Below are 19,431 nucleotides of genomic sequence, written 5' to 3'. Positions count from 1 at the left end.
AGTGGAAGAAGTAAAGTTGATATAGAAAAGTTGGGAGTTTATGAGGTTTATATAGAAACAGAAAATATCAAAAATCAAATATCAGAAATTGAAGATATTGAGATTAAGGTGGATGGGAAAAAGATACTAATGAGCACCGGTGCATCAGAACCCCAGAAAAAATATGTAAAGTTGGGTGAGTTTGAGATTGAGAAGGAAGAAAAGCACCAGATAAATATCAAATATCAAAATAAAAAGCAAAATTTAAAAATTATATTGGTAAATAAAGAAGAAAGGGAAAAACTGGAGAAGAAGATTTGGGAGAAAATAAACGAGCCCCAGACAGAGGTCTGTTATATTTTTGAGAAGGAGAATGCACAGTTTTATGTGCTGTAAAGACATAGGGTTGCAGAAAAGTTTGATTAAATTTGAAGTTGACAGGTAATAATTCTTATGTTAAAATTACCGATACAAAAGTAAATATTAATATAAAATTACTGATGAATAAAGAAGAAATATTAAAGATACTCGTTGATTGGAATTTTTGGGGAAATTACAAGGATGAGAGTATAGAAAGGAGTTTTTATTTAGATAAATTAAGGAGGTATCTTAAAACAGGAGAGATAATTGTAATTAAGGGTGTAAGAAGAAGCGGAAAATCTACCATAGTTTCGCAATTTATTAGGAAACTTATAGAGGAAAAAAAGGTTTCTCCTAAAAACTTCTTAATTGTTAACTTTGAGGACCCGAGATTTAGAAATTTGAATTTAGATTTACTTAATAAGATTTATGACTTTTATTTAGAAGAACTTCTGCCGGATGATAAGCATTTTGTTGTTTTGGATGAAGTTCAAGAGATAGAAGGATGGGAAAAATTTGCACGATTTTTGAATGAAGCTAAAAAAGTGCAGGTTTTTATCACAGGTTCGTCTTCTAAATTGCTCTCGGAGGAATATTCTACCCTTTTGAGTGGAAGGTATGTAGATTTGGATATATTTCCTTTATCATTTAGAGAGTTTCTTGAATTTAACGGTGTTAAAGTTAAGTCAGAAATAGAAATGATGAAATTAAGACACAAGATAAAAAATCTCCTCAAGCAATATATTGAATTTGGAGGATTTCCTAAGCCTGTGTTGGTAGAGGCAAGTGAGAAAAGTATTATCCTGCAGGGCTATTTCAGGGATATCTTGCTAAAAGATGTCCAGAAAAGATTTAAAGTTAAAGAAACGACTAAATTAGAGGAACTGGCAAAATATTATTTGTCCAATATTTCTACCATTCAACCTTTTAATCGCATAAAAAATGTTGTGGGATTGAGCCTGGATTCTGTGGAAAGGTTCTCTCATTATTTCTCGGTGGCTAATCTTTTCTTTTTTGTCCCAAAATTTTCCTTTTCTAAAAAGGAGCAGATACTTAATCCTAAAAAGGTTTATAGTGTAGATGTGGGTATAAGGAATGTTATGGGCTTTAGGTTCAGTGAAGATTTGGGAAGATTAATTGAGAACATTGTTTTATTGGAGTTAAAAAGAAGGGGTTTTGAGGTCTTTCACTGGAAATCTAAGAAGCAAAGGGAGGTGGACTTTGTGATAAAAAAAGGAATGGAGGTAAAACAACTCATTCAGGTATGTACTTATCTCCAAGACGAAGGTGTAAAGAAGAGAGAGCTTGAGGCTTTAAGAGAAGCCTCTTCTTATATAAGAAATAACAATTTTTTGATTGTAACCGAAGATTATGATGGGGAAGAAAAGTTTGGTAAGACGAAAATAAAATTTATTTCCCTCTGGAGATATTTGCTCTTAGAAGAATTTTAAGACAGCAACTGGCAGGATTTGGCAATTGAGTTGGGGTGGCTTATTGCTTATAGTGAATGGCAAAAATAAAATTAAGATAGAGAAGACAGGAAACACACTATAAATATCAAAAATCAAAATGAAAGAGGAAAGGGAAAAATTAAAGAAGGAAATCTGGGAAAGAATAAATCAACCAGAGAGAGAGTTGTGTTATATTTTTGAGAATACAGAGAGTTTTATATTACATAAACCCAAAAATAATGTGTAAGAGAATCGGGATAGTAATTGGAATTTGGTTAATGATTGCCTTAAAGGCAAGTGCTGAGAATATAGATTTGGCTGAAAAAGAGAAAAAGATATACGCTACTTCAGAAAATAGATTATACGATTTAAAGGTAAAACTGAAGCCAAAGGTTATAGAATCCAAGATCTATTGGCAGGAAAAGATAGATTGGAATGAGGAGATAAAGAATTGGAATTTTGGATCTGATAGAGACCCACCATCTGAAATTTTAAATAAGTTGGTATCAGTTTATAATACCCAGTTTAAAGTTATCCCTGAGGGTGAATTTCTGAAGATTGTCTCTTCAGGACCATTTGTTTTAACACGCAATCTGAACATTGACCTTGAAGAATATCCTTTCTTTAACTTAGAGGGGGAATTTGAGAATGCAGAATTAATTACTCTTTTAGGGATTGATTATAATCAGGATAATTTGATTGACAATTATTTAAATTTAGAGTTTGTTGGAGAATATAATTTATTTGACCTGGCAAAAGAAAAATGTCCGGATGAAGTTGAACAACCCGAGTATAAATTGAAAAGGATTTTTCTCTTTTTTAATCCAGTGCAGAGAAGTGAGGATAATTTTCTTTTTGTTTTGAAAGAGTTAAATTTTTATAATCTGAATTCTCTTGTAATAAATGAGAAAGAAAATTATCCCTATCCTTTGAAAGATAATGAAAAGATGGCTGTTTTTCTAAAAAGAATTCAGGAAGAAAATCCCCAGCTAGTCAGGATAGACCAGCAGGTTTTTAGGTTAAATGATTTTAATTTGCCAAAGGATTTTGCAGATTTAGAAAGAGATGTTCTGGTAAAAAGGATTGAACTAGAAAAAGGAGAGCATAAATATGAAAAGTTAGAAAATCCAACTTTTGAAATTGAATGGGTAATATTAGAACCAGTAGCCGGTATTCAGTATTCAGTATCCAGGAATGAACCAGAGATTACTTTTAAGAAGATAAATCCTACAAAGTACTTGGTTAAAGTAGAGCAGGCAAGGGCACCATTCTGGTTAGTATTTTCTGAGAGTTTTCATAAGCAGTGGAGACTTTATAGATATCAAAAATCAAATATCAAAAATCAAAACTATCTTGATGAGATTGTGGCAGATTATCCAAATTTGAAAGTAAAAGAGGCAAGACACTTGATGAAGTTTACACCCCAAGATATAAGATTTTTGTTTGAAAAGCCTTTAGAAGTCTCACATCATTTAGTCAATGGCTATGCCAATGGATGGTACATTGAGCCGGAAAAATTGGGATTAGGTGAAAATTTTGTGCTAACAATTTATTTTTTGCCCCAGAGTCTTTTTTATTTAGGACTATTTATTTCGGGAATCACCTTTTTATTTTGTATAATTTATCTAATCTATCGTTCGGCAGTCAAATCACAAGCCATTTAAAATCAATAATTTTTGGAGGTGAGACCTCAAAAATATGCGGGGGTGGGTTTTTTCTCTTGTCTTTTCTTTATCCTTTTTCTTTTTAGCAGTTCCAGATTTAAAAGAGAAAGTTATTGAAAAGGACGAATTCTTCACTTTAAACTCTCGGATTTTTTCTAAAACCATTGCTTTCCCCCAAAAGAGTGATTTTGTATTAAAACTCAAATACGATTATAAGAATACCGATGGAGAAGTAATTTCTCTAAATGGAAATAAATTGGAGTTAAGGGTAAGTAACCGGGCAAAGGATATTATTACACATTATTATTCTGTTCCCTATGAGATTGTTCGGGAGGGAGATAATTTTTTAAGAATAGAGTTTTTCCCTCAGGCACCCCCAAACATAGATTTAAGACTGAGAAATTATTTAGGAGCGAATGGAGATAAAAGCATAGTTTTGTGCTTAAGGCACTCTTTAATTATTAAAAAAGAATATGGGCTTTTGTTTTTCTTAAATATTATCTTTTTTATATTTTCCTTCTTCTTATGGCAGGGAAGTTTAAAAATTGCGATAGATTGGTTTAGATTAAAACCCAAGCAAGCTTATTTTAATAATTTGATTATCTTTATTCCTTTGAGCTTGTTCTATTTTATGGTAGGAATTTCTTCTTTGGTTAATCCTTTCCGCATTGCCGTTACTCCTTTTTATTTATTTATCTTTCTTTTCTTTGTCGTATTTTTGGGAGAAATCTTTCTCCTTTTTCTTTCCCTGGTAACGCTTGTTAGGAAAGAAGAAAATACAGAGATTCTTGAAAACCTTCCTCCCTGGCTTAAGAGGAGTTTATTCTGGATAAAAACAAGAGCGTTTTCTGATAAATGTATCTTATTTTTTATGCTTTTATTAGTTCTCTGCGCTTTCTTCTTAATTTTTAAATTGGAGAAAATTGCTCAACATTTAGCCAACCTTGCCTATCTAATGTTAGTTTTGGGAGTAGGAATTAAGTTTGTGAAAATGGTGAGAGAGGAAAGAAAAAAGTAGTAAATACTTTTTTTATAATTTATTTGACAAAAAGTAGAACCGTTTGTAAAATAAAGATATGATTAAACCAAGAATTATAATGCAAAAGATTACTCCCTTTTTAGGAGCTCCCTAGGCAATTGTCATTACCGGAATGAGGCGCACTGGAAAGACCACCCTCTTAAATTTCTTTTATGAAAAAATAGAAAGTAAAAATAAGTTATTCTTAGACCTGGAAAATCCCTTAAACAGGAAATATTTTGAAGAGAAAAACTATGAGAAGATTAAAAAAACATTTGAATTCTTAGGGATTGATTTTAGTAAGAAGACTTATATCTTTTGTGATGAGATTCAATTTGTTAGAAATTTACCCTCTGTAGTTAAATATTTTATTGACCATTATAAGGTAAAATTTTTTCTTACTGGTTCAGCCAGCTTCTATTTAAAAAATCTTTTCTCGGAATCGCTTTCTGGAAGAAAAATTATCTTTGAACTCTATCCTTTAACCTTTAGAGAATTTCTTTCTTTTAAGAATTTCTCTTTATATATTCCCGAAAAGCCCCAAGAGATTACGCCTGCAATTTTTGAAACCATTTTACCTTTGTACGAAGAGTATTTGTTATTCGGAGGTTTTCCGGGAGTGGTATTAAAAAATATACCGGAAGAGAAAAAGAAAGCATTGGAGGAAATATTTACTTCCTTCTTTCAATTAGAGGTAATACAAATAGGATATTTTCGCCGGAACGAAATCATCAGGGATTTAATCCTTCTTTTGATGCAGAGGATAGGGAATCGTTTGGATATTCAGAGGCTTTCTAAAGAGTTGGGAGCATCTCGGGCCACATTAGAAGAATATCTCTCTTTTCTGGAAGGAACCTATTTTATAAAAACAATCAGACCTTTTAGTAGAAAAAAAGATACAGAGATAAGGAAGGCGCGCAAAGTCTATCTTTGTGATACCGGATTAGTAAATCATTTTGTGAGAATTGATGAAGGTTTGCTTTATGAGAATGCAATCTTTCAAAATTTGCGAATGCAAGGTGAAATTAATTACTATCAGAAAAAGAGCGGGGTAGAGATTGATTTTATTCTTAATCGAGAAAAGGCCTACGAGGTAAAATTAACTCCTCGAGAGACCGACCTGAAGAAATTAAAAATAATCTCTGAAGAATTAAAATTGAAGGAATACTGGATTGTTTCTAAGAGATATTCTGAATTAAAAAATATTATCTACGGATTTATGGTTTAATTTTTAGGTGTTGATTTTGTGAGAATGGTGAGTAAAGGAGAAGATGAAGGAACATAAATCAGTTTTTTTAATATTTGTTATTCTTATTTTCATTTTGACTTTTCCTTTAATAATTAAATTCTCAACCTCTATCCCTGGGTTTTTCTCTACCGATGAGCCTTATGGAGCAATGTGGAGTTTCTGGAGGATTAAGTATTCATTTTTAAACAAACTTTCTTTAAAAAGGACGGATTTAATTGCTTATCCCTTTGGTATGGATTTATATGCATCAGGTTTTATTTCCTATCTCTGGCTTTTCTGGACGCATCTTTTAAGCATTTTTACCAATCCTGTGTTTACCTGGAGTATTCAGATTATCTTGAATCTTTTTCTTTCTGCCGTCTTTTCTTATCTTCTGGTTTTTTATCTTACAGGTAATAAAATGTCAGCAATCTTAGGAGGAATGATTTTTGGATTCTGTCCATATCAATTTGTGCGTATCTGGCAACACTTAGGATTGACCTATAATCAATGGCTTCCTTTAGTTCTTTTGAGTGTAATTTTACTTAAAGAAAATCCTCTCAGTAAGAAGAGAATTTTTCTATTTCTTATAAGTTTCTTTCTTCTTCTCTCCTTTGACTGGTCAGTAATGTATATGGGGATAATCAGTTTATTCTGTTTTTTGTTCTATATTTCTTTCTATCATTGGAGAATAAAGTTGTTTAATCAGAAAAGGTTAATTCTTGCCGACCTTAAATTTTGTGGGAAAATATTTATTTTTATTCTTTTGGTTTTTATCATCTTGTCTCCACAATTTCTGTGGGCAATAAAAAATAGAGTGTCTATGAATAAAATAAGTTTTTCTCCCTCTGCCTTTAGTCATTATGTCCGTCCCTTTGAAGATTTATTTACTCAGTCAGCAAAACCCTTAAGTTATTTCTTACCGGCGGTTGTTCATCCAGTTTTTGGTAAGTTTACAGAAAGATTTATTGGCTCACCACTTTATGGGGTTAGTTTTACTGAGCATACATTGTATTTAGGCTGGATTCCAATCATTTTGGCATTATTTGCGTTCAGAAGATGGAGAAGGTATAGAAAAGGGTTAAGGGATAATGGACAAGAGTTAAGTGAGAGAGAGAATTTTTATATTGGTTTCTTTGTGTTGTTGGCAATTATGGCTTGGTTCTTTTCCCAGCCTCCTCGGTGGAATTTTGGACCAATTAAAATTTTTATGCCTTCATTTTTTATGTATAAGATATTGCCGATGTTTCGGGCATATTGTAGATTTGGGATTGTTTTAATGCTAGCCATAGCAGTTCTTGCAGGTTTTGGCTTGAAATTTATAACATTAAACATTAAACATAAAACATTAAACATTGCTGTTACAGTTTTATTTTGCGGGTTGGTGCTGTTTGAATTCTGGAATTATCCACCATTTAAGGTTATAGATGTTTCAAGAGTTCCGCAAGTTTATTATTGGTTAAAAGGACAATCTGGAGACTTTGCTATTGCTGAATATCCTTTAGATGCGGATTCACCCAATGAAATGTATAAGTTTTATCAGACAAGACATGAGAAGAAAATCATCAATGGTACAATCCCCGGAACTTATGCCAATAAAGTTGCACAAACAATTGTTAAATTATCTGAACCAAAAACTGCAGGGATTTTAAAATGGATGGGAGTAAAGTATGTTTTAGTGCATAGAGAAGATTACCTAAATACAGAATTGGTAGAATGGATAGAGGAGTTAGGTAAAATTCCTAAAAATCCAGGGCTTAAATTTGTTAAAAGTTTTTCCTCTCAGGAATGTCCACAAAAAGATATGCTGTGTATACAAGAAACAGGACCAATTGATGTTTATGAGATAACCGCCGAACCTCAGGAACCAAAGGTTGAATTTTCCAGTAAATAAGGGAGTTCCTTGACACTTACGAAGTGTGGGGAGTTTTTCCTGAGAAATCTCAGTTTTACTGATTTCTCTTGAATTATTCTCTATTTATAAATAGAATTATTTTTGTAAATCTGTGTTTAAAAATGGAACTGCCTATAAGATACAATTCCCAAGAGGTCGAAGATAAGTGGTATAAGTTCTGGGAAGATAAAGGCTTCTTTCATACCGAACCCGACCCCAAAAAAAAGCCTTTTACGATTGTTATTCCTCCTCCCAATGTAACCGGAATTTTACATATGGGGCATGCTTTAAACAATACTGTTCAGGACATTATTATTCGTTTTAAAAGAATGCAGGGATACAATGCTTTATGGATTCCGGGGACTGACCATGCGGGAATTGCCACCCAGAATGTGGTAGAAAAATCTTTGGCTCAGGAAGGGCTAACCCGACAGGATTTAGGGAGAGAAAAATTCTTAGAGAGGGTCTGGGAATGGAAGGGGAAATACGGTTCTACGATTATTCAGCAGTTAAAAAAACTCGGCGCCTCCTGTGACTGGAACCGCACTCGCTTTACTCTTGATGATGAGTATTCAGAGGCAGTATTAGAAACATTTATAAGGTTATATGAGAAGGGATTGATTTATCGGGGTAATTATATCATCAATTGGTGTCCAAGATGCCAGACGGCACTTTCTGATGAGGAAGCTCCGTATGAGGAGGTGGAGGGAAATCTCTATTATATAAGTTATCCACTTAAATTAACCAGTAACCAGCAACCAGTAACCAGAAAAACCAAAGAATCAGAGGCTACTTACATTGTGGTGGCGACGACACGGCCGGAGACGATGTTAGGGGACACAGCAGTAGCGGTTAATCCCAAGGATAAGCGCTATAAAAAGTTCATAGGAAAAACTGTAATTTTGCCTCTGGTAAATAGAGAAATAAAAATAATTGCCGATTCTATAATAGATATGGATTTTGGGACAGGAGCAGTAAAGGTTACCCCCGCACATGACCCCAATGATTATCTTTTAGGGAGAAAGCATAAATTAGAATTTATTAATATCCTGAATCCTGATGGGACAATGAATGAGCGTGCAGGAAAATTTAGAGGTTTGGATAGATTTGAGTGTAGAAAGAAAGTAGTGGAGGAACTGGAAAAAATCGGACTTTTGGAAAAAGTTGAGCCTTATAGACATTCCGTAGGACACTGTTATCGCTGTCATACGATTATAGAACCCTATCTATCTCGGCAGTGGTTTGTGAGGATGAAGCCCCTGGCTAAACCCGCAATTAAGGTAGTTAAAAAAGGAAAGATTAAATTTTTTCCTCCCCGCTGGACAAAAATTTACCTTAATTGGATGGAAAATATTCATGACTGGTGTATATCCCGGCAGATCTGGTGGGGACACCGTTTGCCTGTATATTATTGTAAAAATTGTCAAGGGGAAAAGTCCGAAATTGAAAATCCGAAGTCCGAAAAGGGGATAATGGTTTCCAAGATAAAACCAGAAAAATGTCGTTGGTGTGGGTCTACGGATATCTATCAGGATGAGGATGTTTTAGATACCTGGTTTTCTTCATGGCTCTGGCCCTTTGCTACCCTTGGTTGGCCCAAACACTATAACCTGGCAACACAAAAACGCAATAACGAGTTATCCTATTTCTATCCTACCTCTGTCTTAGTTACTGCTCAGGAGATAATCTTTTTCTGGGTAGCAAGGATGATTATGGCGGGATTGGAATTTATGAGAGAAATTCCTTTTAGACATGTATATATTCATGGAACGGTAAGAGATATAACTGGGAAAAAGATGTCCAAGTCTTTGGGGAATATCATTGACCCTGTGGAAATAATCAAGAACTTCGGAGCAGATGCTTTACGCTTCAGCCTCATTTCTATTACTGCAGTAGGACAGGATATATTTTTATCCGATGAGAAATTTAAATCAGGGAGAAACTTTGGCAATAAAATCTGGAATGCTGCAAGGTTTATTCTGATGCATAGCCCACAGTTCAAGATTCCCATTTCCCAGCTTAGAGAAAATGACCTCTCCTTGGCTGACCGTTGGATACTCAGCAGATTGCAGAAGACTATTCATTCAGTTACTTCTGCATTAGAGAGATATAACCTTAATGAATCTGCCAGTATCCTGTACCAATTCTTCTGGCACGAGTTTTGTGATTGGTATTTGGAATTAACCAAGCCCATTTTGATGAAGACAGAGCAGTTGACTGGTTCTCATCAGAAACAGAAAGAGATAACCCAGGCAATTCTCTTTGAAATTTTGGAGGTTTTTTTGCGTTTGCTTCATCCCTTTATGCCTTTTATTACTGAGGAAATTTGGTATAAATTAAAAGAAAAAGATACTCGTCTTAGAGAAGAGAGTATTATGTTCAGTCCCTGGCCAGTTCCTGAAGAGAGTTTAATAGATGGGGTTGCTGAAAAAAAGATGAACATAATTCAAGAAATAGTCAAAGGGGTAAGGAATATCTGTATGGAAATGGATGTTCCCCGGGAAAAGAAACTGAAATTGATTTTTAAATCAGAAGAGAAAGGGCTTAATTTTCTTCAACAGAATAGGATTTATTTAGAAGCTTTATTGAATATAGAATCCTTAGAATTTTATACCGAGATTAAAAAACCTCGTTTTTCCTCTTCCCTGGTGGTAGAAGGGATAGAGTTATACATTCCCCTTGAGGGCATCATAGATTTTGGAAAAGAGAGAAAAAGGATTGCTGAGGAGATAAAAGAGGTGGATGATTGTCTGGAGAGGATAGAGGATAAACTAAGAAATAGAGAATTTCTTCAACATGCTCCCCCGGAGATAGTAGAAAAGGAAAAAAAGAAAAGAGATGAACTGAAGCAGGAAAAAGAGAAATGGATAAAACATCTACAGGAGATACAAGATAGAGACTGATACGGATGGTTACAGATTTTGATTTCAAAATTGTTGATTCCATAATTGCACAGGCATTAAAAGAAGATAAAATTGACCAGGATATTACTTCCGAATTGCTTTTTCCCAAAGATAAATTGGCAAAAGCCATAATTGTAGCAAAAGGGAAGGGAATAATTGCCGGTTTAGAAATTGCCGAGAGGGTTTTTTATTTACTGGATAAAAAGATAAAGTTCAAGAAACTTACTAAGGATGGTAAATGGATAAAAAAGGGAGAAAAGGTAGCTTTTATAGAGGGGAGTTTAAAAAAAATCCTTGCCGGAGAACGCACCGCCTTAAATTTTTTGATGCGTCTTTCAGGGATTGCTACCTTAACAAGAAAATTTGTGGAAAAAGTCCATCCTCACAAAGTTAAAATTATGGATACACGGAAAACCACACCGGGTTTAAGAATTTTGGAAAAATATGCAGTGAGAGTAGGGGGTGGGGTAAATCATCGTGGGGATTTGAGTGATGGGGTGTTAATTAAAGATAATCACCTCAAAAAAATCAAAAATCAAAAATCAAAAATCAAAAGTTTAATTCAAGAAATAAGAAGGAGAATTTCCCAAGACATAGAGATAGAGATTGAGGTAAAGAATCTAAAAGAATTTAAAGAAGCTTTGGAGACCGGTTGTGATGTAATTATGTTAGATAATATGAGTTTTCCGAAGGTCAAAGAGGCAGTGCGTATGCGGAGTCGGCTATGGGCTATTGGTCATAGGCCAGGAGTTGAAATAGAGGTTTCTGGAGGAATTAATTTAAGGAACATTCGAAAATTTGCCTCGCTGGGGATAGAAAGAATCTCTATCGGTGCACTTACCCATTCTTACAAATCCCTTGATTTCTCCTTGGAGCTAACCCCTTAATAACCTACTTAACCTACGCGGTTAACCTACGCGGTTGAAAAGGGAGTGAGAATATAGTAAAATAAAAGGGATGGAAACAGTCTTAGTAACCGGAGAAATTTATCATATCTTTAATCGAAGCATTGCTGATTATAAGATATTTAATCAGGAAGAAGATTTTTTACGGTTCGTAGAAGCCCTCCGTTTTTATCAGAATATAAAAAATTCCTCAAGTTTCAGTCAATTTATAAAATCAAAAAAGCGAAATTCAAAAAGTGAAATGAAAGTATTAAACGGAGATAACCGAATTGTAGAAATTATCGCTTATTGTATTATGCCTACCCATACTCATTTAATTCTCAAGCAATTAATAGACAATGGCATCTCTACCTTTATGAATAATCTCCTCAATAGCTATACTCGTTATTTTAATCTTAAACATAATCGGAAGGGTCCTTTATGGGAAGGCAGATTCAAGAGAGTTTTGATAAAAAGTGATGAGCAATTACTTCATCTTACGCGATATATCCATTTAAACCCCGTTACTGCTTATCTTGTAAATAACCCCGAAGACTGGCTTGCCTCTTCTTATAAAGAATACATAGAACCAAAAATCAAATTTCCTATCTGTAAATTTGAAGGTTTGATAGATATCAAACCAGAAAAATACAAAGAATTTGTGAAAGATAGGATTTCTTATCAAAGAGAACTAACAAAAATAAAAGACCTTCTTTTAGAACCAATTCAACCTACGCGGTTAACCTACGCGGTTGAATAGTATGGGACGGTTTAAGTTGGTGAGTAGTTATAAGCCTTGTGGAGACCAACCGCAAGCTATAGAGAAATTAACGCACAATTTATTGAAAGGGGAAAGGTTTCAGACTCTCTTGGGAGTCACAGGAAGTGGAAAAACTTTTACTATTGCCAATGTAATTGCCAATATTAATAAACCCACTTTGGTAATTTCGCATAATAAAACCCTTGCTGCCCAATTGTATCGGGAATTTCGTGAGTTTTTTCCCTATAATGCTGTGGAGTATTTTGTAAGTTATTATGATTATTATCAACCTGAGGCGTATATTCCTCAAACCGATACCTATATAGAAAAAGACGCCTCCATAAATGAAGAATTAGATAAATTAAGACTTTCGGCAACCAGTTCTTTGATGTCCCGTAGAGATGTGATTATTGTTGCTTCTGTTTCCTGTATCTATAACTTGGGCTCACCTGAAGAATACCGAGAATTACTTTTATTCTTAGAGAAAGGAAAAGAATTTTCAAGAGAAGAAATAATCAGCCATCTGGTATGGATGCTCTACGAAAGAAATGATGTAAATCTAACGCGTGGAAAATTTCGTGTTCGGGGAGATACGATAGAAATCTTTCCTTCTTATGAAGATACTGCCTTAAGAATAGAACTCTGTGGAGAGGAGATTGAAAAAATAAAACAGTTCAATCCCTTAACCGGAGATACAATAACTGAACTGGATAAGATGGGCATCTATCCGGCAAAGCATTTTGTAACCTCCCAGAGTAAAATTGAAAGAGCAGTCATTTCCATTGAAGCGGAGCTAAAAGAACGTCTCTATGAACTACGTTCTCAGAATAAATTATTGGAAGCAGCACGTTTAGAATCGCGAACCAAATACGATATAGAAATGTTAAGAGAAATGGGCTACTGCCACGGAATAGAAAATTATTCACGCCATCTTTCGGGAAGACCTCCGGGAAGTAGACCCTATTGTCTGATTGATTATTTCCCCGAAGAATTTTTGGTTATCATTGATGAGTCCCATGTGACTATACCCCAATTAAGAGGAATGTATGCCGGAGACCGTTCGCGAAAGGAGACCCTCGTGGAATATGGCTTTAGACTTCCCTCCTGTTTAGATAATCGTCCTTTAAAATTTGAAGAATTTGAGACTTTGGTAAAACAGGCTATTTTTGTTTCCGCTACCCCTGATGAATATGAGATTGAAAAAAGCAGAGGGATGGTTGTAGAGCAATTGATTCGTCCTACTGGGCTTGTAGACCCGGAGATTGTCGTTAAACCTACAGCGGGGCAGATAGACGATTTAATAGGAGAAATACAAAAGCGAGCAGAAAAAAGAGAACGCGTTTTAGTTACCACCTTAACCAAGAGGATGGCTGAGGACTTAGCAAGTTATCTTCAGGAAATGGGCTTGAATGTAAAGTATCTTCATTCAGAAATTGAACCTCTGGAAAGGGTAAAGATTTTAAGGGATTTAAGAAGAGGAGAGTTTGATTGTCTGGTGGGGATAAATCTCTTGCGCGAGGGTCTCGATTTACCAGAAGTTTCTCTCGTAGCCATACTTGATGCGGATAAAGAAGGTTTTCTGCGCAGTCAGGTTTCTTTAATTCAGGTAGCCGGTCGGGCAGCAAGAAATGTAAATGGTAAGGTAATTATGTATGCGGATAATATCACTGGTTCTATGCAGCGGGCGATTGAAGAAACGGAGCGCAGAAGGAAGGCCCAGTTAGAATATAACCGCAAATACAACATTACTCCCCGCACGATTGAAAAAGCAGTGAAGGACTATATTGAAATTATAGAAGAGACAAAAGAGTTTGTGAAAAGATTAACCGGAGTTTCTGAAGGGAGGTTGGAGATTGAAGAGGTTATTGCGCAATTGCAGGAAGAGATGGAACTGGCGGCACGAAATTTACATTTTGAACGTGCCGCAATAATCAGGGACCAGATAAAAGAATTGAAAGCAATGGCTAAAAGTAACCGATAGGGAAATGAGGATGTTACCTAAGGTAAGTATTGTTATTCCCGGATACAACTGTGCTAAAACCATAGAAGAAAATCTGAGGGCCTGCTTTAATCAGGATTATCTCCGAGATTTATATGAAGTTATTTTTGTTGATGATGGTTCTACGGATAATACCGGAGATATTGTGCGCCAATTTCCTGTAAAATATATTTATCAGAAAAACTCCGGACCTGCCCAGGCACGAAATAAGGGATGGCAGGAGGCTGAGGGTGAAATAATAATTTTTACGGATAGCGATTGTATTCCCGATAAACAATGGATTAAAAATTTGGTAAGAAATTTCAATCACAAAAAAATTGGTGCCGTGGGTGGCTCTTATGGCATAAAAAATTCCGAAAATCTTTTAGCCTCCTGTATCCATGCAGAAATCTTATGGCGTCATCAGAAGATGTCTCGGGAGGTTAAAGCCCTGGGTTCTTACAATTTGGCTATTCCTAAAAAAATACTCCTGGAGTTAAATGGATTTGAGGAATCTTATCTTACTGCCAGTGGAGAGGATAATGATTTATCTTATCGTTTACTAAAGAAAGGATACAGATTAATTTTTGAGCCGAATGCCTTAGTTTATCATTACTATCCGGAGAGAATTATTCCCTATCTTAAACATCAATTCCGGCATGGTTATTGGAGAGTAAAGTTATATCGTGACCATATAAGGATGATAAAAGGTGATGATTACAGCAATTTTTTAGATTATTTTTCTCCTCTGCTTGCCTTAAGTTTTTTTCTCACCCCCCTTTTATTTATAGAATTGTTTCGCGCTTTAAGAATAGTTTTATATACCAAAAAAATCGTGCATTTTTTTCTGTTTTTTATAATACTCCTAAGGGATTTCTGGAGGGGAGCAGGCTTGCTTTTGGGAATTTTTAAATTTCTTGTCCTATGGTTATGAAAAATAAAATCTTAATAATTGTTCCTGCCTATAACGAGGAAGAAAGCATCTTAGAAGTGATTAAGGAAACAAGAAATTATTTTCCCGAAGGAGATATTTTGGTAATTGATGATGGTTCAAAAGATAGAACAAAAGAAATGGTAAAGGATAAAGTTAATTTTCTAATAACTTTACCTTTCCATTTAGGACTGGGGGTTGCCTTACAGACAGGTTACATTTTTGCTAAAAAACATAGTTACGATTTTGTAGTCCACTTTGATGCCGATGGTCAACATATCGCTGAGGAGATTCCTAAACTCCTCAAGCCATTAAGAAGTGGAGAATGTGATTTATCCTTAGGTTCAAGGTGTTTAGATAACAATTATAAATTTTCTTTTCTCAGAAGATTTCTCTCCCGAAGTATCTCCCGCGTTCTTTCGCTTTATCTTAAAGAACCCATTAAAGACCCTACATCAGGATTTCGCGCCATGAATAAAAAGGTGATTTCTCTTTTTACTCAATTTTATCCTTATGATTATCCTGAGATAGAGGAACTGCTTCTTCTGACCAAGAATGGTCTGAAGATAAAAGAGGTTCCTATAAGGATGCGCCTCCGACTTAAGGGAAGGTCAAGTATAAACTTTCGGAACTTTATTTTTTATATGTTCAAAGTGTTTATAGTTCTTTTACTGGATTTATTTTGGCTGATGAAACTGAATAAGTTAAAATATGAAAATACTTTTAATTCAACCTCCGCTATCAGGAAACCTTGAGTCAATTACCGAAAGTGTAGTTGAACCCCTAGGATTAGCCTATATTGCTGGAGTTTTGGAAGAAGAAGGTTATTCTGTAAAGATATTAGATTGCCATGCTGAGGGAATAGATGAATTGGAATATCTGGGAAATGCGATTTATAGGAGAGGTATAAGTGAAGAAAAGATAAAAGAGTATCTCTATAGACTAAAACCAGATATTGTGGGAATATCCTGCATGTTTTCAGCCTATGCTTACGATAGTCTCCGTGTAGCAGAACTTGTAAAAGAATGCCTTCCGGATACCCTGATTGTCTTAGGCGGAGTTGGTTGTTCTGCAAATTCCGAATACTTGCTTAAGCATTCCTGTGCGGATGTTGCGGTTATTGGGGAAGGAGAAATAACCTTCTTAGAAATTGTAAAAAATTTAGAAAAAAAATATCCAATAAAAAATATTCTTGGGACAGCAATTAAGTTAAATGGCAAAATAATTAAAAATATTTCTCGTCCCCTCATAGAGGATCTGGATATTTTACCTTTTCCAGCAAGACATCTACTACCCATGGAAAAGTACTTTGAAATCCAGAAAAGGGGAAAAGGAACCTATAAATATTATCTAAGAAATCCTCTCTCCCACATAATTACCAGCAGAGGTTGTCCATTTAATTGTAGTTTTTGTGCAGTATCCACTATTTGGGGAAGGAGTTATCGTATACGTAGTCCTGAACAGGTGATTTTAGAAATTGAAGATTTAGTTAGAAATTACAAGATTAAGGAGTTAGCTTTCTGGGATGACAATATAAGTTTGGATAAAGAAAGATTCATTAAATTATGCCATCTCCTCAAAAAGGAAAAACTTAATCTTACTTGGCAGACACCCAATGGAATAGCCTTCTGGAATCTTGACCCGCCTTTACTTAAATTAATGAAGGAATCGGGTTACTATCGGGCAACTTTTGCCATAGAGAGCGGTTCAAGCCAGACTCTGGCAAAATATGTAGACAAACCCATAGATTTTAAAAAAGCAAAAGAGCTAATAAGGGTTTGTAATCGCTTAGGAATCTGGACCTATGGGGTATTTATCATCGGTTTCCCGGATGAAAAATTGAGCCAGATAAAAGAGACTGCCTACCTGATAAGGAGTTTAGGTTTTGACTTTGTAGCGATATTTATTGCCCAGCCTTATGTGGGAACAAGGCTTTTTAATGTTTTCCAAGAAATGGGTTTAATTAGTGATTTCAATTATCCTCAAGGAAGTTCCATGGTTTACTCTAAATTCAATACACTCTATTTTATTCCTAAACAATTATGGAAAATTCAGCAAAAGATTTACCTTCATTTTTTATTTTATAAAATTCTAACTTTTTTCAAGATTAGTTCTCTTCTATATTTATATAAAAAAATAAACAATTGGGAAAAATTTAGATATTTTTTGAGATTGGTGGGAAATATAATTGGACAACGCTGGTTTGGACATAGAGTATAAAGATATGCGAAAAAAGATTCTCTTTCTAAATCCTCCTTTACTTTCTTCCCAGGGTCTTTTCAATCGTCCGATAAGATTTCCTACCTTTAGTTATGCTACCTATACAATTCATCCTCCATTATTTCTTGCCTATGCTTGTTCTTATCTAAGAAGTCAGGGATTTTCTGTAGATTTAATTGATGCTATTGCGGGAGGTAATAGTTTAAAAGAAGTTTTAGAAATAGCCAAAAATAAGGGATTTGAAAGTGTAGTTATAGAGACTTCCACCCCTTCTTTTTATAATGACTTAGAAGTAGCAAAAAGAATAAAAGAAACAGGAGTAAAAAAGATTATTTTTGTGGGAACGCATGTTTCCTGTTTGCCTGAAGAAGCTTTAAAATATCCCTGGGTTGATGCGGTAATAAGGGGAGAATACGAAATTTCTTTATATGAGTATCTAAAAACCGATAATCCTGATACGAAGGGAATAGGATTAAGGACTACCGAAGGAAAAATCAAAATAAATCCTTCAAGGGACGCTATAGAAGATTTGGACATTCTTCCTTATCCAGCCAGAGACCTTTTAAGAAAATATAAATATTTTGACCCTATTCTAAGGAATCCCTTTACTTTTGTTTTAGCAGGAAGGGGATGCCCCTACCGATGTATTTTTTGTAACTGGCCTCAAGTGCTTACGGGAAGAAAATATCGTAAAAGAAATCCTCAGAAGGTAGGGGAAGAATTAGAATATATAAAAAATAATTTTTATTTTAAAAGTATTTTATTTAATGACGACACTTTAACTGTAGACAGAAACAATGTGTATAATATTTGCAGAGAAATTATAAAAAGAAATCTAAAGCTGAATTGGGCCTGTTATGCAAGAGCAGATTTTGATGACGAAGACACTTTGAGACTAATGCGTAAGGCAGGGTGTTTTCTTCTAAAAGTAGGGGTAGAGAGTGGAGATGAAGAAATACTCAAAAAGGCAAAAAAGCCATATTCCTTAAAAAAAGTAAAAAGAACTTTTTCTCTAATGCGCTCTTTAGGTTTTCATATCCATGCGACATTTGTTTTTGGTTTACCGGGAGAAAACCAAGAAACAATTAAAAAAACCATACATTTAGCAAAAGAATTAAAACCCTCTACAGTGCAATTCAGTATGGCAATCCCCTATCCCGGGACAGAGTTTTTTAATTTTCTCAAGAAAAATTCTTTTCTGCATACAGAAAACTGGCAGGATTATATGCCTTTAAGAAGAATATTTGATTATCCCGATTTAAGTAGCGAGGATTTGAGAAAAGCAGTAAAATGTGCTTATCAAAGTTATTATTTTCGTCCGCAATTACTATGTTTTGCTTTGAAGCGATTAATTTGTTATCCTAAAGACTTTGTTTATAATTTGAAGCAATTTTTTAAATTACTATTTACAAATAATGCATAAATTTTATCGCCAACAAAGAATTGAACCCTGCGAAGTCTTATTGCTTGAGCCACCTGCTCCGCATAAGAAAGGAGTGGTTAGAATCTTAGGAAGTATTGGCACCTATAAAACTTCTATGGCTTGGCCACCATTGGATTTAATGATTATTGACGGATTGCTGAGTAAAGAAAAAATTAAAAGTTTTATTTACGATGCAAACGGAACCAATGGAACATGGAGAGATGTAGAAGAAATAGCCAAACTTACTAAGCCATATTTAGCAATCTTTACCACCTCCACCACCACAATTTTACATGATTTAAATACAGCAAGGATAATTAAGAGAGTATCTCCCTCTACGATAACTGCAGCCATTGGAACCCATACTGTAGCCTTACCCGAAGAAACTTTGAGGAATGCTCCTGATTTAGATAGCGTAATTATAGATGAGCCGGAGATGATTATCTTAGATTTAATCAGGAATGATTTCTCTTTCAAAGACACTGCGGGAATTTGCTACCGTAGGGACGGAAATTTATATAAAAATCCTGCTCAGGAAAAACTAAAAGATCTGGATTTTTTAGGCTTTCCTTCCCACCATAAGCTTCCTCGCAGTATCTATCACGACCCATTAACCGAGCATCTTCCGATGACCATTACCTATGGGAGTAGGGGATGTATCAATTCCTGTATCTATTGTTGCTCAAAATTTTATCAACCTTTAAGGTTAAGGAGTGTGGAGAAAATTATAGAAGAATT

At 34.8% G+C, this 19,431-nt stretch carries 15 protein-coding genes; all 15 read left to right on the top strand.

Translation table 11 applies throughout. From position 1 onward, the window contains the following. Nucleotides 1-375 (top strand): hypothetical protein (locus NC818_07200; GenBank protein ID MCM8784527.1); only part of this gene is annotated, 375 nt, incomplete at its 5' end. A 32-nt stretch (nucleotides 376-407) separates the two neighbouring features. Continuing rightward, the gene (locus NC818_07195; GenBank protein ID MCM8784526.1) at nucleotides 408-1,790 is read left to right on the top strand and encodes an ATP-binding protein; all 1,383 of its coding nucleotides are present in this window, start codon (nucleotides 408-410) and stop codon (nucleotides 1,788-1,790) included. Nucleotides 1,791-2,029: 239 nt separating this feature from the next. After that, on the top strand, nucleotides 2,030-3,454 hold the full coding sequence (locus NC818_07190) for a hypothetical protein (GenBank protein ID MCM8784525.1): 1,425 nt from the start codon (nucleotides 2,030-2,032) through the stop codon (nucleotides 3,452-3,454). Between the two features lie 34 nt (nucleotides 3,455-3,488). Further along, the gene (locus tag NC818_07185; protein ID MCM8784524.1) at nucleotides 3,489-4,472 is read left to right on the top strand and encodes a hypothetical protein; all 984 of its coding nucleotides are present in this window, start codon (nucleotides 3,489-3,491) and stop codon (nucleotides 4,470-4,472) included. Between the two features lie 133 nt (nucleotides 4,473-4,605). After that, complete coding sequence (locus NC818_07180) at nucleotides 4,606-5,700, top strand: ATP-binding protein (protein MCM8784523.1); 1,095 nt, start codon at nucleotides 4,606-4,608, stop codon at nucleotides 5,698-5,700. Nucleotides 5,701-5,743: 43 nt separating this feature from the next. Beyond that, nucleotides 5,744-7,594, top strand: coding sequence for a hypothetical protein (locus tag NC818_07175; GenBank protein ID MCM8784522.1), 1,851 nt, complete (start codon nucleotides 5,744-5,746; stop codon nucleotides 7,592-7,594). Nucleotides 7,595-7,716: 122 nt separating this feature from the next. Further along, a complete protein-coding gene (locus NC818_07170; protein MCM8784521.1) occupies nucleotides 7,717-10,497 on the top strand; it encodes a valine--tRNA ligase in 2,781 nt (926 codons plus the stop codon). 5 nt (nucleotides 10,498-10,502) lie between these two features. Beyond that, nucleotides 10,503-11,384, top strand: coding sequence for a carboxylating nicotinate-nucleotide diphosphorylase (gene nadC, locus NC818_07165; protein MCM8784520.1), 882 nt, complete (start codon nucleotides 10,503-10,505; stop codon nucleotides 11,382-11,384). Between the two features lie 70 nt (nucleotides 11,385-11,454). Next, complete coding sequence (locus NC818_07160) at nucleotides 11,455-12,141, top strand: transposase (GenBank protein ID MCM8784519.1); 687 nt, start codon at nucleotides 11,455-11,457, stop codon at nucleotides 12,139-12,141. Nucleotide 12,142: 1 nt separating this feature from the next. After that, a complete protein-coding gene (gene uvrB / locus NC818_07155; GenBank protein MCM8784518.1) occupies nucleotides 12,143-14,122 on the top strand; it encodes an excinuclease ABC subunit UvrB in 1,980 nt (659 codons plus the stop codon). A gap of 10 nt (nucleotides 14,123-14,132) precedes the next feature. Continuing rightward, the gene (locus tag NC818_07150) at nucleotides 14,133-15,053 is read left to right on the top strand and encodes a glycosyltransferase (protein MCM8784517.1); all 921 of its coding nucleotides are present in this window, start codon (nucleotides 14,133-14,135) and stop codon (nucleotides 15,051-15,053) included. Next, the gene (locus NC818_07145; GenBank protein ID MCM8784516.1) at nucleotides 15,050-15,805 is read left to right on the top strand and encodes a glycosyltransferase family 2 protein; all 756 of its coding nucleotides are present in this window, start codon (nucleotides 15,050-15,052) and stop codon (nucleotides 15,803-15,805) included. The genes NC818_07150 and NC818_07145 overlap by 4 nt, the downstream gene beginning before the upstream one ends. After that, the gene (locus tag NC818_07140) at nucleotides 15,762-17,270 is read left to right on the top strand and encodes a B12-binding domain-containing radical SAM protein (GenBank protein ID MCM8784515.1); all 1,509 of its coding nucleotides are present in this window, start codon (nucleotides 15,762-15,764) and stop codon (nucleotides 17,268-17,270) included. The genes NC818_07145 and NC818_07140 overlap by 44 nt, the downstream gene beginning before the upstream one ends. A 4-nt stretch (nucleotides 17,271-17,274) precedes the next feature. Next, nucleotides 17,275-18,693: a radical SAM protein gene (locus NC818_07135; protein ID MCM8784514.1), complete on the top strand. Its 1,419-nt coding sequence runs from the start codon at nucleotides 17,275-17,277 to the stop codon at nucleotides 18,691-18,693. Beyond that, on the top strand, nucleotides 18,686-19,431 hold a 746-nt coding region (locus tag NC818_07130), incomplete at its 3' end, for a cobalamin-dependent protein (protein MCM8784513.1). The genes NC818_07135 and NC818_07130, both read left to right, overlap by 8 nt.

Source organism: Candidatus Omnitrophota bacterium (assembly GCA_023819145.1).
Taxonomy (GTDB): Bacteria; Omnitrophota; Gorgyraeia; order DTHP01; family DTHP01; genus JBFWKV01.
This window is presented reverse-complemented; position numbering and strand designations above follow the sequence as displayed.